The sequence below is a fragment of the Corynebacterium frankenforstense DSM 45800 genome, assembly GCF_001941485.1.
In the GTDB taxonomy this organism is placed as follows: Bacteria; Actinomycetota; Actinomycetes; order Mycobacteriales; family Mycobacteriaceae; genus Corynebacterium; species Corynebacterium frankenforstense.
The window spans coordinates 2,480,238-2,504,694 of sequence record NZ_CP009247.1; the positions used below are offsets into that span (position 1 = coordinate 2,480,238).

Sequence of the window (24,457 nt, forward strand, 5' to 3'; positions counted from 1 at the left end):
TATCGACGCCGCGCGCGTACCGCGCAGGCGCGCCGTGCGGCGTGTGCGGGCGGGCGCCGTGCGGCGCCCGGGCGACGGCCCGGGGGCCGTACGCGGGGGCGATATTTCGGTGACACCTCAAGAAAAATCCGTCACACGAGTATCAATCACCACTTTTATCAACTACTATCGTCAGCGGTTTCATCTAGCCTCAGCTTTCACAGCTGTACCGGGCCGCGGCGCCGCGCGGGCCCGGAGCACCAGACCCGACCCTCTACCAGGAGCTTCCGTGCATCAACGTCGCCGACTCACCATGAAGAGGCACCGCCCGACACTCGCGGTCGTCTCTTCCGTAGCCCTGCTCGCCGCCGCCGTCTTCGGCGGCAACCAGGTCCTCAACACCCAGTCCGACGGCTCCGGCCCGGTGGACGTGCTCAACGTCTCCGAGTCCTTCGCCGACGGCGACAACGTCGCCGTCGACGACGCCGCCATCAACGCCCAGGGCGGCGAGGGCGAGCGCACCGTCAAGGAGTTCACCCGCGACGAGGAATTCAGCATGTTCGCGCTGACCTGGGAGGGTCCGCGCGACGTCGCCGCCTACGTGCGCGCCGAGATCGACGGCCAGTGGGGCCCCTGGCACGACCTCGAGCCGATCGGCGAGACCGCCGGCGACAAGCACGGCACCGAGCTGATCTACGTCGAGCCGACCCACAAGGTGCAGGTCTCCACCGCCGGCGTCGACCTCCTCGGCGGAGCGGCTGACGGAGCGGCTGACGGAGCGGCTGGCGCCGCTCCTGGGGAAGAAAATGCGGCCGACGGCGCGGCTGACGCCGCTCCCGAGGGCGACGAGAACGCAGAGAACGCCGAGCCGGAGCAGACCGCGCCCGCGCGGGACGCCGAGCCCGCCGCGCCCGCGTCGGACGACGCGGCGTCGGAAAGCGACGGGGACGACCGTGACGCCGGCGGCGCGGCGCCGATGCCGGCGGACTACGCGGGCATCCGCCCGGTCGCCGAGACCGAGGACACCTCGGCCACCGACGCCGAGGACCTCTCGGCCGTCTTCATCGACGGCAACGCGCAGGCGGGCATCGCCCCGACCGCGGAGACCGACGGCATGCCGAGCATCGTCTCGCGCGGCGGCTGGGGCGCCAACGAGAGCAAGCGCTGCATGAGCCCGCAGATCGACGACCACGTCTCGGCGCTGACCATCCACCACACCGCGGGCTCCAACAACTACTCCCGCGCCCAGGCCGCCGCCCAGGTGCGCGGCATCTACAACTACCACGCGGTCACCCTGGGATGGTGCGACATCGGATACAACGCGCTGGTGGACAAGTACGGCACCATCTACGAGGGCCGCTACGGCGGACTGACCAAGGCCGTCCAGGGCGCCCACGCCGGCGGGTTCAACCAGAACACCTGGGGCATCTCGATGATCGGCGACTACACCTCGACCACCCCGCCGGAGGCGACCATCGAGGCCGTCGGCAAGCTGGCCGGCTGGCGCGCCGCCGTGGCCGGCTTCGACCCCACGGGCCGCTCCACGCACTACTCCGAGGGCACCAGCTACACGAAGTACCCCGCGGGCACCCCGGTCACCCTGCCGAACATCTTCGCCCACCGCGACGTCGGCCGGACCACCTGCCCGGGCGACGCCGGCTACGCGCAGATGGACCGCATCCGTCAGCTCGCCAAGGCGCAGTACAGCGCCATCAAGGGCGGGGCGACCGGCGCGGAGCAGTCCACCTCGACGACCACCTCGCCGGGCACCTCGGACCAGACCTCCACGCCGTCGACGACGACGCAGTCGGACGGGACGTCCACGACCTCGACGACCACCCCGCAGTCGAACTCGACGACCACGACGACCAACCAGCGGGCCGCGAACACGGGCGACGCCCCGCGCGGGCCGCTGGCCGGCGGCGACCGGGACGTCACCGAGATCCTCAAGGGCCTGACCAGCGACAGCCGCGCCGAGCAGGTCGCCGCCGTGGGCGGGCTGGCCGCCCTGGGCATCGCGGCCGTGCTGGCCAACCCGGACGTGCGCGCCGAGATCGGCCAGCTGGGCGACGTGAAGGTCCTCAACGACATCACGCTGCGCGACGTGCCGCCGATCATCGACAAGCTGGTCACCCTCAGCGGCAACTCCGAGATCGAGGCCAAGTGGCGCGACATCAACGCCGTCTTCGGCCCGGTGCTCGGCTCCGCACGCTCGGGTGTCACCACCACCCCGGCGGCCAACGGCGGCGAGACCAGCTACGCGCTGTTCGACAACGGCATCATCACCTCCTCCGACGCGGCCGGCACCCACGCGCTGTGGGGCGCGATCGCCGACGCCTGGGCCAAGCAGGGCTTCGACTCCGGCCCGCTGGGCCTGCCCACCGGTGAGCAGCGCACCGAGGGCGGCGTGCAGAAGGTCGACTTCCAGAACGGCCTGATCAGCTACGACCCGGCCACCGGCGCCGTGGACATCAACCTGGCCGGCAACTAGGCCGACCCGCGCCGGACGCGCGCCGGATCCGAACCGGGCGCGCGCCGGACGCGCAGCGAACAGCGACGGGCCCCGCATCCTCCGTGGCGGAGGGTGCGGGGCCCGTCGTGGTCCCTGAAGGCGGGACTAGCTGCTGAGCAGGTTCGACACGGCGTGGAAGATGCCGTTGACGCCGCCCTGGAAGAGGTCGACGAGGGTGTTGAAGAAGGTGAGCAGGGAATCGAACATGTTGAGGCTCCTTCGGAGTCTGTGGGGCCGCGGTGGGGAACTTTTCCCCGCGCGACCCCGCGGGTAGGTTCACCCCGACTAACGCTTTTGAGCCGCCCGGTGTTACACCCTGACTAATATTTTTCTCGCCCGATACTAATCTCCTGCTCAGAGGGCGGGGCCGACGGTCAGCGGCTCAGCGCGACCGGCTCAGTACCACCACTCGAGGACGCGGGCGACGCCGTCCTCGTCGTTGGTCACCGTGGTGAAGTCGCCGGCGTCCTTGACCTCGGGCCGCGCGTTGCCCATCGCGACGCCGTAACCGCACCAGCGCAGCATCTCGACGTCGTTGGCCATGTCGCCGAAGGCGATGCAGCGGTCCTGCGGCACGCCGTGCATCTCGGAGAGGTCCGCCACGCCGAGGGCCTTGGTGACCCCGGGCGCGCCGACCTCGAGCAGCCCCTCCTCCATCGAGAAGGTCAGCTGCGCCAGGCGCGGGTCGATCTTGTCGGCCAGCTTGGCGTACATCTCCGGGGCGGACATCGACTCGTTGCGCAGCAGCAGCTTGACGGCCGGCTCGGCGAGCACGGTGCCCTCGGAGAGCACCGCGTAGCCCTGGGCCTCCCAGGTGTGCATGTAGTTCGGCGCGACCACGAAGAGGCTCTCCTCGGGGTCGAAGGCGGACTCGCCGGAGCGCTCGCACGCCACGGCGACCTCGCCGAACTCGCGGCGGGCGATGCCGACGACCTCGGACATGGCCTCGGGGGCGAGCTCGTGCCGGCGCAGGATCGTGTCGCTGGCGGAGTCGTAGAGCACCGCACCGTTGGCGGTCACGCACACCGGCATCACCGGCAGCTGCTCGAGGACAGGGTAGATCCACCGGTGCGGGCGCCCGGTGGCCAGCGCGACCTCCGCGCCGGTCTCCAGCGCCCGGGTGAGCACCGCGCGCAGCCGCGCGGAGACACGCTCTGCCGACGTCAACAGGGTGCCGTCGACGTCGCAGGCGATGAGCCGCGGCCGCTTCTCGGGGGCCGTGGCGGGGCGGTTGAGCTGGATCGGATCGTTCATGTCAATAGTTCAGCTTAGTGGACCGCGGCCCCGCTAGTCGGTGACCCACCCGTAGGAGCGTTCGACCGCGCGGTTCCAGTCGCGGTAGAGCGACTCCATGCGCCCCCGGTCGGCCGCCGGGGACCACCGGCACCCCTCGCCGGCCAGCTCCCTGATCTCGTCGGTGTCGCACCACAGCCCCGCCCCGAGCCCCGCGGCGAAGCAGGCGCCGGCGGCCGTGGTCTCGGTGGAGCGCGGGCGCACCACGTCGACGCCGAGCAGGTCCGCCTGGAACTGCATGAGCAGGTCGTTGTCGGTCATGCCGCCGTCGACGCGCAGCTCGTCGAGGCCGCGCCCGCCGTCGGCGGACATCGCGTCGATGACCTCGCGGACCTGGTAGGCGGTGGCCTCGAGCACGGCGCGGGCGATGTGGTGGCGGTCGGCGAAGCGGGTCAGCCCGACGATGACCCCGCGGGCGTCGGCGCGCCAGCGCGGGGCGAAGAGCCCGGAGAAGGCCGGCACCACGTAGACGCCGCCGTTGTCCTCGCAGCCGCGGGCGAGCTCCTCGACCTGCGGGGCGGTGCGGATCATGCCGAGCTGGTCGCGCAGCCACTGCACCAGCGAGCCGCCGACGGCCACGGAGCCCTCCAGCGCGTAGTGCGGCGCCTGCCCCTCGACCTGGTAGGCGACGGTGGTCAGCAGGCCGTGGTCGCTGAGCTCGGGGCGCTCGCCGGTGTTCTGCAGCAGGAACAGGCCGGTGCCGTAGGTCGTCTTCGCCTCGCCGGGGCCCAGGCAGCCCTGGCCGACCATCGCCGACTGCTGGTCGCCCAGGATCGCGGTCAGCGGCACCCCGCCCAGCGAGCCGCGGGCGCGCACGGTGCCGAAGTCGCCGACCGAGGGGCGGATCTCCGGCAGCATCGCCGGCGGCACGCCGACGGCGTCGCACAGCTCCTCGTCCCACTCGAGGGTGCGGATGTCCATCAGCAGGGTGCGCGAGGCGTTGGTCACGTCCGTGGCGTGCACCGCGGGCCGGCCCTGGTCGCCGCGCGCGCCGCCGGTGATGTTCCACAACAGCCAGGTGTCCACCGTGCCGAAGGCCAGCTCGCCGCGCATGGCGCGCTCGCGCGCGCCCTCGACGTTGTCGAGGATCCAGGCGATCTTGGGCCCGGCCGGGTACGAGTTGATCAGCAGGCCGGTGCGCGACTGCCAGCGGTCGTCGCCCGCGTCGCCGGCCAGCTCGCGGCAGATCTCCGTGGTGCGGGTGTCCTGCCAGACGATGGCGTTGTAGACGGGCCGGCCGGTGCGCCGGTCCCAGACCACGGTGGTCTCACGCTGGTTGGAGATGCCCAGGGCCACGACGTCCTCGCGGGCGACGTCGGCCTCGGCCAGGGCCTTGGCCATCGCGCGACGGGTGTTGCGCCACAGCTCCATCGGGTCGTGCTCGACCCAGCCCTGGCGCGGCAGGATCTGGCGGTGCTCGTACTGGCCGACGCCGACCTCCCGGCCGGACTCGTCGACGATCACCGCACGGGTGGAGGTGGTGCCCTGGTCGAGGGCGGCGACGTAGCGCCGGCGGCCGGACATGGAGGTCAGTTCCCCTTCTTCTTCGCCTTGGCCTCCTTGCGGGCCTTGCGCTCGGCGCGCTCGCGCCGGTCGATCTCGAGCGCCTGCTCGGGCGTCGGCGCCGAGCCGCCGAGGGAGACCGGCAGCCACGGCGCGCCGTCCTCGAAGGGCCCGTAGGCCGCCTCGTACTCGGCGCGCGCGGCGTCGAGAAGCTCACTCATCTTCGCGCGCAGGCGCGCGGTGGCCTCCTCCGGGTCGCCGGTGGGGTCCATCGGCTCGCCGACGCGGATGACCACCGGCAGGTGGCTGCGGCCGAGGTTCTTGGGCAGGTCCTTGGTCCAGATGCGCTGGCCGCCCCAGGTCACCATCGGCACCACGGGCACGCCGGCCGCGGCGGCGATGCGCACCGCGCCGGTCTTGAACTCCTTGAGCTCGAAGGAGCGGGAGATCGTCGCCTCCGGGTAGATGCCCACCAGCTCGCCGTCCCTGAGATGCTCGACGGCCGCCTCGATCGAGCCGCGGCCGGCGGCGCGGTCGACGCTGACGTGGTGCATGGCGCGCATCAGCGCGCCGACCACCGGGACGTCGAAAATCTCCTTCTTGGCCATGAAGCGCGTCAGGCGCTTGCCGCGCAGGTGCGCCGGGATCTGGCCGAGGATGAAGTCGAAGTAGTTGGTGTGGTTGGACGCCAGGAGGGCGCCGCCCTCGGCGGGCACGTTCTCCGAGCCGGTCACGCTGATCTCGAGGCCCTGGGCACGCAGCACCGCCTTGATGATCCGGATGATGATCCGGTTGTAGACCAGCTCGCGCGACTCGGGGTGCGCGGGCACCTGCTCCGTGCCCGCGGGCACGAGGAACTGCCCGCGGCGTTCGAATCCCTCCCGGCGCGCGCTCATGCCTTCGGCTCCAGGACGTCCTTGCCCACGAAGCGGCGCAGGGCCTCCGGCACGACCACGGAGCCGTCGGCGCGCTGGTGGTTCTCCAGCAGCGCGACCAGCCAGCGGGTGGTGGCCAGGGTGCCGTTGAGGGTCGCGGCGGTCTGCGGCTTGCCGTTGTCGTCGCGGTAGCGGATGTTGAGGCGGCGGGCCTGGAAGGTGGTGCAGTTCGAGGTCGAGGTCAGCTCGCGGTAGGTCTGCTGGGTGGGCACCCACGCCTCGGTGTCGAACTTGCGGGCCGCGGACTGGCCCAGATCGCCGCCGGCGGTGTCGATGATGCGGTAGGGCACCTCGATCTCGGCGAGCATCTCGCGCTCCATGTCCAGCAGCGCCCGGTGCTGCTCGACGGCCTGGTCGGGGCGGCAGTAGACGAACATCTCCAGCTTGTTGAACTGGTGCACGCGCAGGATGCCGCGGGTGTCCTTGCCGTAGGAGCCGGCCTCGCGGCGGAAGCAGGTCGACCAGCCGGCGTAGCGGCGCGGGCCGTCCGAGAGGTCGATGATCTCGTCGGAGTGGTAGCCGGCGAGGGCGACCTCGGAGGTGCCCACCAGGTACTGCTCGTCGCGCTCGAGGTAGTAGATCTCGTCGGAGTGCTCGCCGAGGAAGCCGGTGCCGCTCATGATCTCGGGGTTGACCAGCACCGGCGGGATGACCAGCTCGAAGCCGCGGGCGCGGGCCTTCTCGGCGGCCAGCATCATCAGGCCCAGCTCGAGGAAGGCGCCGTCGCCGACGAGGTAGTAGAAGCGCGAGCCGGAGACCTTGGTGCCGCGCTTCATGTCGATGATGCCCAGGCCCTCGCCGAGGTCCAGGTGGTCCTTCGGCTCGAAGTCGAACTCGGTGGGGGTGCCCACGTGCTCGAGGACCACGAAGTCGTCCTCGCCGCCGGCCGGCGCGCCCTCGACGACGTTGGAGATCTTCATCTGCAGCTCGACCACGCGCGCCTCGGCGGTCTTCTGCTCCTCCTCGGCCGCGCGCACGCGGGCCTTGAGGTCCTCGGCGCCCTCGAGCAACTTCGGGCGGTCGGCCGGGTCGGCCTGGCCGATCTTGCGGCCGAAGGCCTTCTGCTCCTGGCGCAGCTCGTCGGCGGAGCGGATCGCCGCGCGGCGGGCCTCGTCGGCCTCGAGGAGCGCGTCGACGAGCTGGGGGTCCTCGCCGCGCGTGACCTGGGAGGCGCGCACGACGTCGGGGTTGTCGCGGAGGAGCTTGAGATCAATCATGGCGCTGATCTTACCGGGCGGCCCCGCGCGCAGGGCCGGGACCGGCGGGGCGGCGGGGCCGGGACCGGCGAGCAGACCGCCGTCGCCCCGGCGCGTGGACTGTCCTTCCCCCGCCGCAGGTGGCAGACTGGGGGCGTTATGAATTCGAGATCAAGGTGGCGCTCGGCGACCTCCGTGCGCACGGCCCTGCTGGCCGCCCTGGCGTCGACGGTCTTCGTCGGCGCCTACACGCTGGTGTCCCAGGAAGCCGACCCGCAGGCCGGCCCCGCGCAGTCGCACGGCGACTCGGCGGACGCGGTCTCCTTCACCACCGCGGACGCGGGGGCCTGCCTGAACTGGTCCACCGCGGCGGACGGCACGCCCACCGGCTTCGAGCAGACGGACTGCGACCAGGAGCACCGCTTCGAGGTCTCGGCGCGCGAGGACCTGGGCACCTACCCGTCCTCCGAGTTCGGCGACGAGGCCGAACGCCCGGACGTCACCCGCCAGGCGCAGCTGCGCGAGGAGCTGTGCCGCGCGGTCACGCTGCGCTACCTCGACGGCCGGCTCGACCCCTCGGGCCGCTACTCGGTGGCCTCGATCCTGCCGCCGGCCGCCGACTGGGAGGCCGGGGACCGCACGCTGCTGTGCGGCCTGCAGTCCACCGACGACTCGGGCACCCCGGTGGCCACCCACGGCAACGTCGCCAAGGTCGACCAGGCCCGGGTGACCCAGCCGGGCGAGTGCGTGGCCGTCGACGAGGTCAACGCACTGCACAAGGTCGACTGCGGGGCGGACCACCAGCTGGAGACCACCCTGATCGTGGACCTCGCGCCGGTCTTCCCGCAGGGCACCCCGAGCGTCGAGGAGCAGGACGAGCACCTCAAGGAGGTCTGCACCCAGGCGGCGATGGACTACCTCGGCGACGAGGAGGAGCTCTACCGCTCGACGCTGCAGCCGTTCTGGTCCTCGCTGTCCGCGGAGTCCTGGGACGGCGGGTCCCGCTCGGTCAACTGTGCGCTGGTCAGCGCCGGTGACCAGGGCTTCAACACGCTGGCCGGCTCCGCGAAGGGCGAGTTCACCGTCAACGGCGAGGTCCCGCCCCCGCCGCCGGAGCGCCGCCCGCTGCGCGGCGAGTCGGCCCCCGCCTCGCCGTCCGCGCCCGCCCCGGCGGAGAGCTCCCCCGCCCCGGCGCCATGATCCGCGTCTCCGAGGAGCGCTTCGAGGAGATGGTCGACGACGCCCTCGACACCATCCCCGAGGAGTTCGCCCGGCGCATGGTCAATGTGGTGGTGCTCGTGCGCGACCGCAACGAGGAGCAGCCCACGCTGCTGGGCCAGTACGTCGGCGTGGCGCTGACCGAGCGCACCTTCGACCACACCGGCTACCTGCCGGACGCGATCTTCGTCTACAAGGAGGCCCTCGAGGACTTCTGTGCGACCGAGGAGGAGCTCGCCGACGAGGTGCGCGTGACCGTGCTGCACGAGGTCGGCCACTACTTCGGCATGAGCGAGCGCCAGCTGCACCAGCTGGGCTGGGGCTGACCCAATTTCCGACGCCCCGGTGGTCGCCGTCGGCGCCCGCTGCGCGGACGCCGCCGCCCCGCGGACGCGGCGACCCCGGTTTCAGGCGTCGACGTCGCGCTCGGCGACGTCCCAGCGCACCATGTCCCACTGCCCGAAGGGGCGGCCGTGGGGCTCGAGGACGATGAAGCCGGTGTTGGGCAGCCGGGACTCGAAGGCCCAGTCGGCGTCGACGCCGGCGGCGTGGGCGGCCATGACGCGGCTGGCCCCGCCGTGGGAGACCATCGCGATGTCGTGCTCGGTGCCGTCGAGCTCGGCGGCGATGGACTCGAGCACCGGACGGGCGCGCCCCAGCACCGCGGCGGTGTCCTCGCCGTGCGGGAAGGCGGCCGCGGCGTCGTCGGCGAGCATGCGGTGCAGCACGGCCAGGTAGGCGGCGATGTTCTCCGGACCCGCGATGCGCTCCATGTCGCCGGCGTAGACCTCCTGCACACCCTGGCGCACGTCGAGGCGCAGCGTGCCGGTCGCCAGGCCGCGGGCCCGCTCGAAGGCGGCACCGGCGAGCACCGCGGTCTGCTGGGCGCGCAGTGCGACCGAGCAGTAGATGCGGGCCAGACGCTCGCCGGAGAGGCCGGCCAGCTCGCGGCCCGCGGCGGCGGCCTGGGCGCGGCCCAGCTCGCTGAGCTCGGCGCCCGGGGGTCGGGTGTCGATCACGCGGTGGATGTTCGAGGCGGTCTGGCCGTGGCGGACCAGGATGATGCGGCCGGTCATTTCGTCTCCTCCTCGTCGGTGGCCTCGGTGTCGGCGACAGCCCCGGTGGCCTGGGTGGTCGCTCCGCCGGCGGCGGTGTCGGTGACCGGCTCACCGGCGCGCAGCGCGTCGACCCAGCGGGTGGCCGCGGCGATGCGCCCCAGGTCGGGCCCGCCGGCGGCCGCCTCCCGCTCCGGGTCGGTGCGGTCGGGCCAGGAGCCCAGGAAGGCGATGTGCTCGGCGCGCAGCCACAGGGCGCGCAGGGCCTCGCCCACCGGGGCGTCGTCGATGTGGCCGGCCATGTCGGCGTAGAAGACGTAGGTGCCCATCAGCTCGCGGGTCGGCCGCGAGGCGATGCGGGTCAGGTTCACGCCGCGCTGAGCGAACTCGCCGAGCGCGCCGACGAGCGTGCCCGGCGTGTTGGGCAGGCGGAAGGCGACCGAGGTGCGGTCGCGCCCGGTGCGGGCCGGCGGGCGACCGGGCGGGCCGACGAGCACGAAGCGGGTGCTCGCACCCTCGACGTCGGCGATGCCGTCGGCCAGCCGGTCCAGGCCGAACAGCTCGGCGGCGCGGCCGGGCGCCGCGGCGGCGTCGACCTCCCCCTCGGCGACCATGCGCGCGGCCGCCCCGTTGGAGGAGGCGGGCACGAACTCCACGCCCGGCGCGTGGGCGGCCAGCCAGCCGCGCACCTGCTGGTAGCCGACGGGGTGGCTGGCCAGGCGGCGCACGTCGGCCAGCGCGGTGCCGGCCCGGGCCATGACGGTGAAGGCGATGTCGAGGTCGAGCTCGTCGTATATCTGGACCTCGCCGGCGGCCAGGGCGTCGAAGGCCTGGGTGACCGGCCCGTCGACGGAGTTCTCGATGGCGATGACGCCGAAGGCGGCGCGCCCGGCGCGCACGGCGTCGAGGACCTCGGTCGGCGAGCCCAGCGGCAGGGTCTCGGGGGCGGGGTCCGCGGCCCCGGCGGCGCCGGGGAAGGCGCCGCGGGCGGCGAACTTCAGCACGGCGGCCTCGGTGAACGTGCCGGCCGGGCCGAGGTAGGCGACGGTGGACTGCATGGCCGCCAGCATATCGCCCGGGGCGCCGCCCGCCGGGTGCTCTCCCCCACCCCGCACACCCGCCCTCCGTCGCCCGCCACACCCACCCGTGGCGCCCGCCGCCGCGCGTCGGCGCCCATCCCCCAAGGAGCCTGCACGCCGCGCGGAACCGCGGGATCGCCCGTAGCCTGGAGCCGGACGCCGTGACGCGTCCACGAGGAGGACACGTGCAACCCGATGCCGAGGTGGAACCGGACTTCTACTGGGACGTCGGCGACCTCTCCTGCGGCCAACTGCTGGTCAAACTCAAGCTCGCCTTCCGCGACGAGTTCGCCCCCGGTGAGGTGCTGCACCTGACCGCCACCGGCGAGGGCATCTTCATCGACGTGACCGCCTGGTGCGGATTGACGGGGAACACGCTGGTGTACTCCGACCCGCCGACCTTCATCATCCGGAAGAAAGAGGACTAAACCATGACCGCCACCGGCAAGTTCTGCGTCTCGATCACCCACGCCAAGAACGACACCGACAAGGCCACCGTCGGCTTCGTCGTCGCCAACGCCGCCGTCGGCTCCGACCAGGACACGATGGTCTTCCTGTCCACCGAGGGCGCCCGCCTGGCCGTCGCCGGCTACGCCGACGACATCCACGAGGAGGGCTTCGCCCCGATCAAGGAGCTCATCGACAACTTCGTCGCCGCGGGCGGCAAGCTCTACGTCTGCGCGCCCTGCATCAAGAAGCGCGGCTTCACCCAGGACGACCTGATCGAGGGCGCCACCGTGGTCGGCGGCGCCAAGCTGGTCGAGTTCCTGGCCGACGGCACCCCGTCGGTCAGCTACTAGTCCGCGGGCGGCGCGCCATGGCCGAGTCCGTCCACCCCTACACCCCCGACGCCGGGTTCAACGGCGGCGACCTCGACTGCGGCAACGGGCTGCTGCTGATGATCCGGCAGCACATCGACCCGCTGGCGCCCGGTCAGCTGCTCGAGATCGTCTCCTACGAGTCCACCGTCGAGGTCGACCTGCCCTCCTGGTGCAACCTGACCCGCAACGACCTGGTCAACGTCCACTCCGACGTCGACGCGGAGGGCCGTAAACGCTGGAGCTTCCTCGTCTGCAAGGGCGCGTTCACCCCGCCCGGGACCGACGACGCCGCGCCTGCCGCGGCGTCGGAGGGCGCCGCGGCGGCGCCCGCCGGTGCGGGCGCCGGGCTCCCGTTCCCGGACGCCACGGCCACCGCGGGCGTCGGAAAGCGCAAGCGCAAGAAGGTGCAGATGGAGATTACCCAGCCGGTGGTCGAGCCCTTCATCCCGGAGCGGCTGCCCGAACCCGCGCCGGCGCCGGCCGTCGAGCCGTTGTCGGTGATCACCCAGGGTTCCTGGCCGCGGCCGCGGTGGCTGCTCTCCGCGCTGCACCAGCACCTGGAGGGCCGGCTGACCGACGAGGAGTTCAACGAGACCGCCGACGACGCGGTGCGCCTGGCGCTCGCCGCGCAGGAGCGCGCGGGCGTGGACGTGGTCACCGACGGCGAGCAGCGCCGCGACAACTACTCCAGCTTCGTCGCCGGGCTGCTGCAGAACACGCAGCTGATCCCCGTGACCGACCTTTTGCCCTACGTCGACGACCCGGAGGAGTTCGGCCGGGAGCTGCGCGCGCTCGACGTGCCGGCCGACGAGGTGCGCCACCCGGCGGTCTTCGGGCCGCTGGGGCGCGACCGCCCGCTGGCCGCCCACGAGGTCGAGTTCGTCCAGTCGGTCACCGACACCCCCGTCAAGGCGTGCCTGCCGGGGCCGTACCTGCTCACGCGCACGATGTGGATGGAGTGCATCTCCGACCGCGCCTACGACGACCGCGAAGCCCTGGCCCGCGACGTGGTGCGCGTGCTGCGCGAGGAGATCGCGGCGCTGCTGGCCCGCGGCACCGCACTGGTGCAGCTCGACGAGCCGGTGCTCACCGAGGTGCTCTACGGCACCGCCGGCGGCGGCGGGCGGACCTTCATGTGCGGCGCGCTCGGCGAGCGCAAGGACTCCGTACCGGAGCTCGAGTTCGCCCGCGGGCTGCTGCGCGAGGCCACCGCCGGCTTCGACCCGAAGCGGCTGTCGCTGCACGTGTGCCGCGGCAACTGGACCCCGGACGAGTCGGCGGCGCTCTCGGGCGACTTCGCCCCGCTGGTGCCGCTGTTTTCCGAGGTCAACGTGGGTAACCTGATCCTCGAGCTGTGCACGCCGCGCGCCGGTGAGCTCAGCGCGCTGCGCGGCATCCGCGACGACCAGCGCGTCGGTGTCGGCGTGGTCAACCAGAAGGTGCCGGAGATCCCGGAGGTCGACGCGATCGTCTCCCGGGCGAAGGCCGCGATCGACGAGCTCGGCCGCGACCGGGTGCTGCTGACCACGGACTGCGGCTTCGCCACCTTCGCCGACAACCCGATCGTCAGCGCGAAGATCGCCGAGGGGCAGCTGGCCGCCATGGCCCGGGCCCGCGACATGCTGCGCGCGGGGAGCTGACCCGGAGCGGACCGGGTCCGCGCAGACCTGACCCGGCGCGGGGCTGAGGCGGTCCGGGGCGGGCACCTATGCTTGCCCCCATGACCGCCCGCCCCTCCGCCGACCCCGGCTTCCACGGCCTGTTCACCTCCGGGACCGCCGTGCCCGGGGACACCGGTGCCGCAGTACCCGGCGCCGACGCCGCGGCGGACGCGGAACGGGCGCTGCGCGGCGTCGACAATTTCTTCTCCGCGCTCGAGGGGGTCAGTCCCGCGGCGGCCGGGTTCACCCACCTGGACCCCGCGGCCGCCCGCGCCCAAGCCGAGTCCGCCCACGGCGACCTGGCCGGGCTGGTGGTGCCGGCCAAGGACCTCAACAACGTCGCGGGCATGCCCACCGGGCTGGGTTCGACGCTGCGCGTCCACCTCGCCGAGGCCGACGACCCGGTGGTGCGCATGCTGCGCGAGCGCGGCGCGGTGGTCCCGGGCAAGACGGCCACCTCCGAGCTGGGGCTGACCGCCTACTGCGAGCCCGTCGGCGGCGTCGCGCCGCACAACCCGTGCCTGCCCGGCTGCACGCCCGGCGGTTCCTCGGGCGGCGCGGCGGTGGCCGTGGCCCGCGGGATCGTGGCGGCCGCCCAGGGTTCCGACGGCGGTGGCTCCCTGCGCGTGCCCGCCGCCGCCTGCGGGCTCGTCGGGTTCAAGCCCGCCCACGACCGCCGCGACGGCCTGGCCGCCACCGGTTTTCTCACCCGCGACCTCGCGCTGACCGCCCGGCTGCACGGCCTGGACCCCGAGGCCGGCCGGGTGCGCGTGGGGCTGCTGACCGAGCCGCTGTTCGCCCCGCGCGCGGACGTGGACACCCGCTGGGAGCGCGGCGCGCGTCTGGCTGCCGAGCGCCTGGCCGACGCCGGCCACGAGGTCGTCGAGGTCTCCCGCCCCGAGGCCACCGACGAGGTCTTCGACGTCTTCCGCGTGCTGCTGCTCTCCGGGGCCGCGCAGGCGACCGGCCCCGCCAGCCCCGTCGTCGCCGACCTGCGCCGCCGCGGCCTCGCGCTGACCGACGCGCAGGTCACCGGCGCGGTGGCCCGGCGCGCGCGCATCGCCGAGCTCTACCGGCACGCCTGGGGTGTCGACGCCCTGCTCACCCCGACGCTGGCCTACGACCCGCCGGCGCTCGGCGCGTTCTCCCGCCTGGCGCCTGCCGACGACTTCGACGCCCAGACCGCCTGGACGCCGTGGGGCTCGCTGTTCAACCTCACCGGGGGCGCGGCCGTCTCCGTGCCCGTCGACGCCGCCCGCCCGCTGCCGGCTTCGGTGCAGATCGGTTCGTTCACGCTTTCCGACGCCGCGGTGCTCGCCCTCGCCGCGCAGGTGACGCCGTGAGCGCGGCGGACGGCGCGGTGGACAGCGCAGCGGGCGACGCAGCGCGCGGCGCGGTGAGCTCGCCCGTGGGCGCGGCGGGCTCCGCCGCCGGCGCCGTGCGGCGCCGGGTGCTCGTGCGCGAGCTGCTCATCGTGTTGACGGTGACCTTCGGCGCCTCGGCGGTGCGCGCGGTGCTGCGGCTGATCGACGCTCTGCTCAAGCCGGAGGCGCTCAACGAACAGTCGACCACGCTCTACTCCCCGCAGGCGCGGATCCCCTGGCTGGACCTGGGCCTGCAGCTGACCTCGGCCGCGGTGCTGCTGGCCTGGGGCGCGCTCGCGCTCTACCTGCTGGCCGTGGTGCCGGGCCCGGCGCGCGCGGACGGGGAGACCGGTCCGCGGGGTCCCCGCAGCGGGTCGGCGGCCGCGGGACCGGGACCGGAGCGCGGCCCGGCGCGGCGCGGCTTCACCCGCGGCGACCTGCTGCACGGGGCGGGTCTGGCCGCGCTGATCGGCCTGCCGGGGCTGGTCCTCTACGTCACGGCGGTCCATCTGGGCCTGTCCAAGGTCGTCGTGCCCACCGCCATGACCGTGCCGTGGCTGGAGGCCCCGGCGCTTCTGGTCTGGTCGGCGGCCAACGCCTTCGGCGAGGAGGCCGTGGTGGTCGTCTGGCTGGTCACGCGCCTGCGCCATCTGGGGCTGCGCCCCGGCGGGGCGATCGCGGCCTCGGCCGTGCTGCGCGGGCTCTACCACCTCTACCAGGGGGTTTCGGCGGGCTTCGGCAATCTCGTCATGGGCGTTCTCTTCGCCTGGTACTTCCACCGCACCGGCCGGTGGTGGCCGCTGGTCGTCGCGCACTTCCTCATCGACGCGGTGGCCTTCGTCGGCTACGCACTGCTCGCCCGGGCCGGTTGGCTGTGCTTCCTGGGCGTTCCCCCGGGCGTCGGATAAGAGCGGTTGTTCCGGTCCGCCCGGCCCCCGGGCGATATTGTGTCCCCATGGATCAACGGCGTACAGGAGACTCCCCCTGGCGGCGCGGCGAGGAGCCGGGCCGCCACAGCGGGCGTCACCGCAGCAACAGCGACCCGGACGCCGACCTGGGCGACGTCGTCTACGGCCAGGACGGGCGTGTGCTGCGCGACCGCTTCGGCCGCCCTGTGCGCCGCCGCCCCGCCGGCGAGCGCCGTGACCGCGCCGACCGCCCGGACCGCTCCCGCGACACCCGCGAGGACCGCGAACGGGAGCTGCGCGAACGCGAGGCCCGGGCCCGCCGCGAGCAGCCCCGCGCCTTCGGCCGCCGCGACGACGTCAACCTGCGCAGCCGCGGCTACCGCCGCCCCGACGAGCGCGCCCCGCGCGACGGCCGGGGCGCACGCCCGGCGGCCGGCGCCGCGGGAGCGGCGCGAGCCGCGGGTGCCGCAGGTGTCGCAGGTGCCGCAGGTGCCGCAAGTGCCCGGCGCGACCCGGACCGGCCGCGCCAGTACATCCCCACCCCCGAAGAGCAGGCCCGCCGCGAGCGCGAGGACCGCTACGCCCGGCGCCAGGCCGAGGCCTACCGCGAGCGGGAGCGCGCCGCCTACCGCGACACCGGACGCGGCCCCGACCGGCCGCGCCCCCGACGCCGACGTCCCGGATACGCAGACGCGCCACCCGCGCGGCGTCGTCAATTCCGGATGCCACGCATGCCGCGCGTCGGCTGCGGCGGCTGCCTGGGCCGCATCCTGGCGGTGGTGCTCGTCCTCGCGGTGCTCACCACGCTGTGGGCGGACACACGGCTCAACCGCGTCGAGGCCAAGCCCGAGCAGCGCGTGGCCAACACGGCGGGCACGAACTGGCTGCTCGTCGGCTCGGACTCGCGCCAGGGGCTCTCCGAGGAGGACATCGCGCGCCTCGGCACCGGCGGCGACATCGGCGTCGGGCGCACCGACACGGTGATGCTGCTGCACATCCCCACCACGGGCAAGGCGAAGCTGATCTCGCTGCCGCGCGACTCGTACGTCTCCGTGCCCGGCTACGGGATGGACAAGCTCAACGCCTCGTTCACCTACGGCGGTCCGCAGCTGCTGACCGAGACCGTCGAGCAGGCCACGGGCCTGCGCATCGACCACTACGCGGAGATCGGCATGGGTGGCCTGGCCAACACCGTCGACGCCGTCGGCGGGGTGACGGTCTGCCCCGAGGAGCCGATCAGCGACCCGCTGGCCAACCTGGACATCGCCGCGGGCTGCCAGAAGGTCGACGGCGCCACCGCGCTCGGCTACGTGCGCACCCGCGCCACCGCCAACGGCGACCTGGACCGCGTGGCCCGCCAGCGTGAGTTCTTCAGCGCGCTGCTGGACAAGGTCACCTCGCCGGCGACGCTGATCAACCCGCTGCGCTCGGTCCCGATGCTCAACCGCGTGACCGGCTCCTTCACCGTCGGCGAGGGCGACCACGTCTGGCACCTGGCGCGCGTGGCGCTGGCGATGCGCGGCGTGGAGACCGAGACCGTGCCCGTGGGCGGCTTCGCCGACTACGACGTGGGCAACGTGGTGCTCTGGGACGAGGCGGGCGCGAACGCGCTGTTCGACTCGATCCGGTAGGCAGGCGGCCGGTCGTCGGGCGGCCCGTGGATGGGCGGCCCGTGGATGGGCGGTCGGGGTCCGGGCGGGCGGAGTCCGGCCGGCGACTTCTATGGGGAGGGGCTCCGAGTCGGGAAAGACGACCACCTCGGGGATCGGACCGCACAGTTCGCCGGGTCCGAAGATTCACGGTTCCACTTCGCTGGAATATTCTCCTGACCGGTCTCCGCAAAGCAGATCGAGAGAAGTGTCCCAGGTTTCTGCCATATTTCACCCAGGAAAATGGTAGCGTTTGTCACAGGCTTCCTCAGTTGCCACCTCGGAAGGACACTCGGACATGGCCCACTACGACCTCTACGCCGCTCTCAACCTGGACCGCCGAGATTCCTGCGAACAACTGGGCCAGGAGATCACCCGTCGGCTGCGGGCCGGGGAGACCGCGAGCCCAGGCGGTTCCGACGAGCTCCGCTCCGCACTCGCCGTCCTCGGCTCCCCCGGTCGCCGCGCGAAATACGACGCCGTGCTGGACAACCCCACCGCAACCCCGCTGACCCACGCAGACGTCGCCGATCTGGCGGCCATGCCCGACCAACCTGGCCCACAGAGCGGACAATCTAACTCGCCAGCTGGACAGTTCGGCCCACAGCACCACCACCCCGCCCCTCAACACGGACGGTCTGATCAGGCCGACGCACCGGCCTCGGGAGAGGCCACAGAGCCAGCGGCTCAGGGCCCCGCGAATACCAGACTCATCCTTGCCGCGGTCGTCGCCGTCATCGTCGTCGCGTTCGCAGCCATCGCCGGCTTCTTCCTGCTCCGCGGAGGCTTCACCGCGGAGGGGGCAGGCACCGCCACGACCTCGGAAAGCCCATCCGCCGACGGCTCAGACCCGCGTGCATTGCTAGAGGAGTACATGTCCCTCGACAACCGTGACGAGCGCGCCGACTGGATCAGGCGGCACACCGATTTCGACCTGCTACCCAATGCCGCACTCCAAGACGATTCAGGTCTTTCGGTGTCGCCCGAGACGTGGGCCTCAATGCAGGCCGACTTCTACTCCGCGGACCTCGCCGACGGCGAGCTGACCGTCATCGAGGAAAATTACCTGTCCGAGGAGGACATCACCCCCGAAGAATTCGATGCTCACAGGAAAGAGTTAGGGCCCGGCATCACAGACGCCTACGAAGCCATATTCGACTCGGAAGCTGGCTACGGGGAGCGAACGGCATCCTCTTCGTGAAGACCGGCGACTCATGGCACTACTTCGTTTACTCCTTCAAGCGGCGCCCGTCCCTGGACGGATTATTGAACCTGGACTCTCATGAGGCCAGCTAGAGACGAAGCACCTGTCACCACCCAGGAAGGACACCCGGACATGGCCCACTACGATCTCTACGCCTCACTCGGAGTCAGCCGCGGATACTCCTGCGAACAGCTCAGCCAGGAAATCACCCGCCGCCTGCAGACCGGACAGACCACCAACCCCGGTGGCCCCGACGAGCTGCGCGTCGCCCTCGCTGTCCTGGGGTCGCCGGGGCGGCGGGCGCAGTACGACGCCGTGCTGGACAGCCCAGACGCGGCCCCACTGACCCCTGCAGACGTCGCCAACCTGGCGGCCATGCCCGACCAACCCGGCCCGCAGATCAACCAGCCTGCCCCCCAAGCGAATAAAGCGTCCAAGCCCTGGCCGGTATTGGCCGCAGCTGTTGCCGTCGTCGCGCTCATTTTCGCCGCCGCCACCGCGTTCTTCCTGATCCGCGAAAACTCCGACGACGAGACCGCAATTCCCGGAGAGACGTCCACCAGCGACTCGGCCGATGCACCCGATCCGACCGCTTCGGGTGGCTCCGATCCCCGCCAGATGGTCGACGAGTACATGGCGCTTGAGACTCGGGACGAGCGTGCCGAATGGATCAAACAGCACACCGATTTCGACCTGATTCGAGAGAAAGCCGAGGGACCAATGTCGGATGTGTACTCCCTCGAGACATTTGCCCTCAGCCAGGCCGATGCGTACTCACAAACTCTGGGGGAGAGTAACAGCACGCCGAAAAAGCTCGAGGAATACGTCCTCTCCGAGGAGGAGAAGAACCCTTTCTCCAACGTTGACACCCGTGGATGGAGAGACTCGGTCGGCCGCGACACTTCCGATGCCTACGAGGCAAGGTTCGAGGGCGATACCGGCACAGCCGGGATCTTCATGCTCCAGAAACGTGAGGGGGTGTGGTTTTACGTCTCCTACCAATCCGATTTGCAGGCTGACCTGGCGGAGCTCGGGTGACTGCGGCGCGTCGGGACAACACCGGGAAGCGCTCCCCACTTCGTTGGCGAAGCGGCTTCCCACCCCTTAGCTTCTTTCTATGAAAGCTGAAGGCAGTTCACCGGTCAGCGCACAGGCAGCACCCAGGAAGGACACCCGGACATGGCCCACTACGATCTCTACGCCTCGCTCGGAGTCAGCCGCGGCAACTCCTGCGAGCAACTCAGACAGGAGATCACCCGCCGCCTGCAGACCGGCCAGACCACCAACCCGGGTGGCCCCGACGAGCTACGCGTCGCCCTCGCCGTCCTGGGCTCACCCGGACGCCGTGCCCAGTACGACGCCGTCCTCGACAACCCGAACGCGGCCCCGCTGACCCCCGCGGACATCACCGCCCTGGCCAACATGCCCGAGCAACCGGCGCCGCAGGGGTACGAGGCCGGCCCGCAGGGTTACCAGGCCGGCCAAAGCACCGCCGCGGGGGCGCAGACCCAGCCGACCTCGAAGTCCAAGCTCATCCTGGCCGCGGTCATCGCCGTCGTGGTCCTCGTCGCCGCCGCCCTCGGCTTCTTCCTGCTCCGCGACGGCTCCGGCGACAAGCCGGCCAGCGCCGCCGAGACGACCACCACCTCCTCTGACAGCGGGTCCGCTGACAAGTCCAGCGAATCGTCGTCCACGAGCAGCTCCGCAAACAAGTCCGGCAAATCGTCGTCCACGAGCAGCTCCACCAACAAATCCGGCAAATCGTCGTCCCCGAGCAGCTCCACCAGCAGTTCGAAGCGCACCTCCGCCAGATCCTCGGACCCGCGAGAAATGCTCGATGAGTTCATGGCCCTCGACAGCCGCAACAAGCGCGCCAAGTGGATCAAGAAGCACACCGATTTCGACCTGGTGAAGGAATTCTCAGATGCAACCGATGATGACACCAATCAGGTCTCACTCGGGAATTTCGCGGAGATCGAGGCCGAAGCGTATGCGGATGCGGTGAATGAGAACGGCACTCCGCGTGTCAGAGCTGACTACTTCCTCTCCGAAGGCGACTTCAGCGCAAAGGATGCCGCGACCATGAGACAGTCCTTCGGATCTGATATCACCGACGCTTACATGGTGGATTTCCGCAACTCGGGCGGGGTCATTTTCGTGAAGTCCGGCGGATCGTGGCACTTCCTGATCTATTACCCCGAGTGACATGCCTCAAGGGTCGGCGCGTGAGCGGGCCCGAGGCAAGCGACTCCGGGAAATTGCGCGGCCTGTGACACAGCTAACTGTTAAGGTCTAGCCAGAAACGACCCGACGGTGCCCGGAAAGGACACAGGCCATGGCCGACCACGACCTCCACGACCGCCCTGACGGGGCGGCGCCGCGGCGACCGTCCTGGGCGAAGCCCGTCCTGATCGCGGCGATCGTCGTCCTGGTGCTCACTGTCGGCGCCCTCGTCGGCTACGCGGTGACCCGCGGCCCGGAGGACGGTGAGACAGTCGCCGCGACGTCCACCGACGACCCCGCGGACGGCGCCGCCTCCGGGTCCGTCGACGAGAATGCCGGCGATTCCCCGGCCCCCTCGGACGGATCCGCGGACGACTCCGCCGAGGGCACGGCCGACGCGCCCACCGGCGGCTCGGACCCGCACCAGATGCTCGAGGAGTACATCGCCTTCGGCACCGACACCGAGGCGCGGACCGACTGGCTCGAGCAGCACGCCTACCAGGGCCTGCCCGAGGCGCACGACCGGGACGGCAAGACCCTCGAGGAGTTCGCCGCCCAGGAGGCTGACGCGTACGACACCCAGCTCGGCGCGTCCGGGGCCACCCCCACCCCGGACATCCGGAACGAGTACTACCTCTCCGAGACGGCCCATCTGCCGGGCGACGACGTGCTCGCGGACCTGAACCAGCAGTTCGGCGGCGAGATCTCCGACTTCTTCGCCGCGGACCTCATGCACGAGGCCGACGGCATGCCGCACGTGCTGGCCGTCCAGTTCGTCGAGTCCAACGGGGTGTGGTACTACCTCGTCTCCGCCAATCAGTGAAGCACCTCGTGCACAGAGCACCCCGGAAGGACTAGTTCCATGGCCCACCACGACCTCTACGCCGCACTCGGAGTCAGCCGCGCAGCCTCCTGCGAAGAGCTCAGCCAGGAGATCACCCGCCGCCTGCAGACCGGGCAGACCACCAACCCGGGCGGCGCCGACGAGCTGCGCGACGCCCTCGCCGTCCTGGGCTCACCCGGCCGACGGGCCAGGTACGACGCCGTGCTCGACGACCCGGACGCGGCCCCGCTGACCCGCCGGGACATCAGCGACCTGGCGTCCATGCCGGACCACCCGGAACCGCAGCAGGGCCAGTACGGTCAGCGGGATTACGCCCGGTACAGCAGGCAGGACGACGGGGCCCCGCCCCAGGGCGGCCAGTTCGACCCCCAGGCCGGCCAGTACAACCAGCCGGACCCCGCGGCCGGCTGGGCCGCGGAGAGCGGAGCGCAGGGTGGCTGGGCCGCCGAGGGCGGTTGGGGCGGCCAGTACGACGGCCCTCGGCCCCAGGGCGCACAGACACCGGGCTCGTCGAGGACCGGGATCATCATCGCCGCCGTGATCGGAGCATTCGTGATCATCGCCGGCCTGGTCATCGCGCTCCTCGTGTTGGTCGTCGGCCGCGCGTCCGACGACGCGGCGGACGAAGCCGGCACCTCCGTCAGCGCCCCGGCGGAGAGCCCCACCGACTCCGGCGCGGCCGGTCCCGAGAGCGACTCCGCGGAGGCCTCCGGGGGCGCATCCGCCGACGGCCCGGACGAGGCCCCCGCGGGCGGGTCGGACCCACGCGCGATGGCCGACGAGTTCATGGCGCTCGACAACCGCGACGACCGCGCCGCCTGGATCGAAGAGCACACGAACATGGACCTGGTGCGCGAATTCGCCGGGGACCCCTCCGCCGAAGCACTGTCCGCCCGGTCCTACGCCTCGATCCAGGCCGACGAGTACACGGCGCTGGCCGACAGCGCGGGCGGCACCCCGACCATCGACGCGGAGTACCGCCTCTCCGAGAACGCTCTCAGCGACGCCGAGCTCGAAGCGGTCAGGCAGGAGTTCGGTGCCGACATCACCGACGCTTACCTGGTCGAGTTCGAGGGCACCGGCGGCGAGATGCCCGGAATCATGTTCGCCGAGTACGGCGGTTCGTGGTACTTCCTGATCCTCGGCACCCCGTGACGCACGCCCGGTGACACACGCCCCGGCACAGCGCCGGTGATACCCCGACCAGAAACGCCGCCGGAAACGCCGCCGGCCCGGCCCACGCGGGATGCGCGGGCCGGGCCGGCGTCCGGTCTCCCGGGCGTCTAGCCGATGGTGACCTGACGGGACTTGATGTTCTGCAGCTGCTTGCGCTCGTCGGCGGTCAGCTGGGCGTCGTTGTCGTACTCGGCCTCGATCGCGGCCTGGACGCGGGCGAGGTCCTCGCCGTAGGAGTCGGTGGCGCGCTCGGGGTCGAGGTCCCATACGGGCACGACCAGGCCGTGGGTGCGGAACACACCGGCGAACTTGGTCTCCTCGCCGAGCTTGAGCTCGCCGCGGGCGGCGATGCGCGCCAGCGCGGTGAGGACCTTGTCCTCCTCCTTCTCGGGGCGCACCCAGCGGATGTGGGCCTTGCCGGAGCCGGGGTTGACCCACCACACCGCACCGGGCACGTCGGCGTCGATGCGCTCGGACGGCATGATCGTGGCGTTGGCCTGCTGGATGGCCTGGTTGACGGCCATGTCCGGGGTCACGCCCTCGGGGACCCACCAGGAGAAGTCGTCGTGGACGGTGATGTCCAGCTCCGCGTCCGCCGGGATCAGGTCGGTCAGCTTCGGCTGGGAGCCGTCGGCGGCGGTCGAGCTGAGGGTCTCGCCGCTGGCGGCGGTGCGCGCCCAGTTCAGGGCGTACGCCAGGTCGCGGCCGGCGTTGTCGGTGCGCGACTGGACCTGGAGGGCCACCAGCGCCTCCTCGGCGTCGCCCTCGCCGCGGACCACGGCCGCGCCGGCGCCGGGCAGCACGGTGACGATGCGCACGGGGCGCTCGGCACCGTCGACCGCCACGGTGGCGACGGCGGAGGGCACGAACATCTGCAGGGCGACGAGGTCGGCCTCGCAGGCCAGCCCGCCGAACGGGCGGGGGTCGCGGGCCAGCGCCTCGCGCTCGGCGGCGCGCTTGGCCAGCTTGGCCTGGCGGCGGCTCATGCCCTCGGGCAGGTTCTCGCGGTTCTTCTTCGACTTCTTCGACATGGGCACCAAGATACCGTGTACCGCCCCGCAGGCAGGGCGGACGCCCCGCTCAGCGCCGCCGGGTCACTCGCGGCCGACGCTGCCCATCCCGGCGAGCATCCACATCGCCATCTCGGGCTCGTCGGTGACCAGCAGGTCCACGCCGTGGTTGGCGGCCCAGTTCATCTGCGTGACGTCGTTGACCGTCCACAGGTAGGTCGGCAGCAGCTTCGCGCCGATCAGCCTCGGGTGCTGGTGTGCGCGGATCAGCGACAGCCCCATCACGTCGGGCCGGCCGATCTTCGGGTCGATCGGGTAGAGGTAGCGCAGCACCGGCCGGCGCAGCACCACGCGGCCGATCCGGGGCAGCAGCCGGGCCATGCGCCCGATGGCGATCGGCGAGAAGGAGATGACGTGCATCCGCGGGTCCTCCGAGACCCCGTGGTAGCGCAGCACGTTGGCCACGGTCTCCTCGACCATCCGCCCGTAGCGCACCGGGTGCTTGAGCTCGATGTAGAGGTGCTTGTCCTCGTACTCCTTGACCAGCTCGATCAGCTCGCCGAGGGTGAGGATCCGCTGCGGGTTCGCCTCGTCGCCCATGTTGAGCTCGCGCAGCTCGGCCAGGGTCTTGCCGGAGGTGCGCCCGGAGCCGTCGGTGCCGAAGTTGACCACCGGGTCGTGGAAGCAGACCGCGTGGCCGTCGCGGGTGAGGCGGATGTCGGTCTCGACGCCGTGGATGGGCAGCTCAAGGGCTTTCTCGTAGGCCAGCCGCGTCAGTGGGGGGTACTTTCCGGCGTAGCCACGGTGCGCGATGATCTTCACACACC

Annotated in this window: 22 protein-coding genes; 14 read left to right on the plus strand and 8 right to left on the minus strand. The window is 71.9% G+C overall.

Annotated features, from left to right (window positions below; translation table 11 throughout):
• The first annotated feature begins 292 nt into the window (after positions 1–292).
• Entirely contained in the window at positions 293–2,470 is a 2,178-nt protein-coding gene (locus CFRA_RS10805) for an N-acetylmuramoyl-L-alanine amidase (protein ID WP_156888012.1), read from the plus strand.
• A 417-nt stretch (positions 2,471–2,887) separates the two neighbouring features.
• Here CFRA_RS10805 and CFRA_RS10810 read toward each other — a convergent pair whose 3' ends face one another.
• From CFRA_RS10810 to serS, 4 genes are read right to left on the minus strand one after another with little or no spacing between them, the layout of a single operon-like run.
• Positions 2,888–3,745: a Cof-type HAD-IIB family hydrolase gene (locus tag CFRA_RS10810; protein ID WP_075664663.1), complete on the minus strand. Its 858-nt coding sequence runs from the start codon at positions 3,743–3,745 to the stop codon at positions 2,888–2,890.
• Between the two features lie 33 nt (positions 3,746–3,778).
• Positions 3,779–5,308, minus strand: a complete 1,530-nt coding sequence (glpK, locus tag CFRA_RS10815; RefSeq protein WP_075664664.1) for a glycerol kinase GlpK — start codon at positions 5,306–5,308, stop codon at positions 3,779–3,781.
• Between the two features lie 5 nt (positions 5,309–5,313).
• Complete coding sequence (locus CFRA_RS10820; RefSeq protein WP_075664665.1) at positions 5,314–6,183, minus strand: lysophospholipid acyltransferase family protein; 870 nt, start codon at positions 6,181–6,183, stop codon at positions 5,314–5,316.
• Positions 6,180–7,439, minus strand: coding sequence for a serine--tRNA ligase (gene serS / locus CFRA_RS10825; protein WP_075664666.1), 1,260 nt, complete (start codon positions 7,437–7,439; stop codon positions 6,180–6,182). The genes CFRA_RS10820 and serS overlap by 4 nt, the downstream gene beginning before the upstream one ends.
• Positions 7,440–7,577: 138 nt before the next feature.
• On the opposite strand from serS, the gene CFRA_RS10830 reads away from it, so the two are divergent.
• Entirely contained in the window at positions 7,578–8,618 is a 1,041-nt protein-coding gene (locus CFRA_RS10830; protein ID WP_075664667.1) for a septum formation family protein, read from the plus strand.
• Positions 8,615–8,962 (plus strand): metallopeptidase family protein, encoded by a 348-nt coding sequence (locus CFRA_RS10835; RefSeq protein WP_075664668.1) that lies wholly within the window; start codon positions 8,615–8,617, stop codon positions 8,960–8,962. Before CFRA_RS10830 ends, CFRA_RS10835 begins: the two co-directional genes overlap by 4 nt.
• 81 nt (positions 8,963–9,043) lie before the next feature.
• Here CFRA_RS10835 and CFRA_RS10840 read toward each other — a convergent pair whose 3' ends face one another.
• Together CFRA_RS10840 and pheA are read right to left on the minus strand one after the other, a co-directional pair.
• On the minus strand, positions 9,044–9,712 hold the full coding sequence (locus CFRA_RS10840) for a histidine phosphatase family protein (protein ID WP_075664669.1): 669 nt from the start codon (positions 9,710–9,712) through the stop codon (positions 9,044–9,046).
• On the minus strand, positions 9,709–10,749 hold the full coding sequence (gene pheA / locus CFRA_RS10845; RefSeq protein WP_083667079.1) for a prephenate dehydratase: 1,041 nt from the start codon (positions 10,747–10,749) through the stop codon (positions 9,709–9,711). Before pheA ends, CFRA_RS10840 begins: the two co-directional genes overlap by 4 nt.
• 206 nt (positions 10,750–10,955) lie before the next feature.
• Between pheA and CFRA_RS10850 the strand changes: the two genes are divergently transcribed.
• The 11 genes from CFRA_RS10850 to CFRA_RS10905 all read left to right on the plus strand — a co-directional run bounded on the left by CFRA_RS10850 (position 10,956) and on the right by CFRA_RS10905 (position 22,599).
• The gene (locus tag CFRA_RS10850) at positions 10,956–11,198 is read left to right on the plus strand and encodes a sulfurtransferase TusA family protein (protein ID WP_156888013.1); all 243 of its coding nucleotides are present in this window, start codon (positions 10,956–10,958) and stop codon (positions 11,196–11,198) included.
• Between the two features lie 3 nt (positions 11,199–11,201).
• A complete protein-coding gene (locus CFRA_RS10855; RefSeq protein WP_075664672.1) occupies positions 11,202–11,570 on the plus strand; it encodes a DsrE family protein in 369 nt (122 codons plus the stop codon).
• A 17-nt stretch (positions 11,571–11,587) separates the two neighbouring features.
• Positions 11,588–13,231, plus strand: coding sequence for a 5-methyltetrahydropteroyltriglutamate--homocysteine methyltransferase (locus CFRA_RS10860; RefSeq protein WP_083666975.1), 1,644 nt, complete (start codon positions 11,588–11,590; stop codon positions 13,229–13,231).
• Positions 13,232–13,311: 80 nt separating this feature from the next.
• Positions 13,312–14,595: an amidase gene (locus tag CFRA_RS10865; protein ID WP_083666976.1), complete on the plus strand. Its 1,284-nt coding sequence runs from the start codon at positions 13,312–13,314 to the stop codon at positions 14,593–14,595.
• Between the two features lie 65 nt (positions 14,596–14,660).
• Entirely contained in the window at positions 14,661–15,524 is an 864-nt protein-coding gene (locus tag CFRA_RS10870; protein WP_415684527.1) for a CPBP family intramembrane glutamic endopeptidase, read from the plus strand.
• Between the two features lie 362 nt (positions 15,525–15,886).
• Positions 15,887–17,155, plus strand: coding sequence for an LCP family protein (locus tag CFRA_RS11930; protein ID WP_462917334.1), 1,269 nt, complete (start codon positions 15,887–15,889; stop codon positions 17,153–17,155).
• Positions 17,156–17,471: 316 nt separating this feature from the next.
• Positions 17,472–18,374, plus strand: a complete 903-nt coding sequence (locus CFRA_RS10880; protein WP_075664673.1) for a hypothetical protein — start codon at positions 17,472–17,474, stop codon at positions 18,372–18,374.
• A 135-nt stretch (positions 18,375–18,509) separates the two neighbouring features.
• Positions 18,510–19,415, plus strand: a complete 906-nt coding sequence (locus CFRA_RS10885; RefSeq protein WP_075664674.1) for a hypothetical protein — start codon at positions 18,510–18,512, stop codon at positions 19,413–19,415.
• Positions 19,416–19,556: 141 nt separating this feature from the next.
• Complete coding sequence (locus tag CFRA_RS11640; protein WP_156888016.1) at positions 19,557–20,582, plus strand: J domain-containing protein; 1,026 nt, start codon at positions 19,557–19,559, stop codon at positions 20,580–20,582.
• Positions 20,583–20,712: 130 nt separating this feature from the next.
• Positions 20,713–21,423: a hypothetical protein gene (locus CFRA_RS10900; protein ID WP_075664677.1), complete on the plus strand. Its 711-nt coding sequence runs from the start codon at positions 20,713–20,715 to the stop codon at positions 21,421–21,423.
• A gap of 39 nt (positions 21,424–21,462) precedes the next feature.
• Complete coding sequence (locus tag CFRA_RS10905; RefSeq protein WP_075664678.1) at positions 21,463–22,599, plus strand: hypothetical protein; 1,137 nt, start codon at positions 21,463–21,465, stop codon at positions 22,597–22,599.
• A gap of 128 nt (positions 22,600–22,727) precedes the next feature.
• On the opposite strand, the gene CFRA_RS10910 is transcribed toward CFRA_RS10905, so the two are convergent.
• Both CFRA_RS10910 and CFRA_RS10915 read right to left on the minus strand, forming a co-directional pair.
• Positions 22,728–23,651 (minus strand): DUF5926 family protein, encoded by a 924-nt coding sequence (locus CFRA_RS10910; protein WP_075664679.1) that lies wholly within the window; start codon positions 23,649–23,651, stop codon positions 22,728–22,730.
• Positions 23,652–23,714: 63 nt separating this feature from the next.
• Positions 23,715–24,452, minus strand: a complete 738-nt coding sequence (locus tag CFRA_RS10915; RefSeq protein ID WP_075664680.1) for a glycerophosphodiester phosphodiesterase family protein — start codon at positions 24,450–24,452, stop codon at positions 23,715–23,717.
• Positions 24,453–24,457 lie beyond the last annotated feature (5 nt).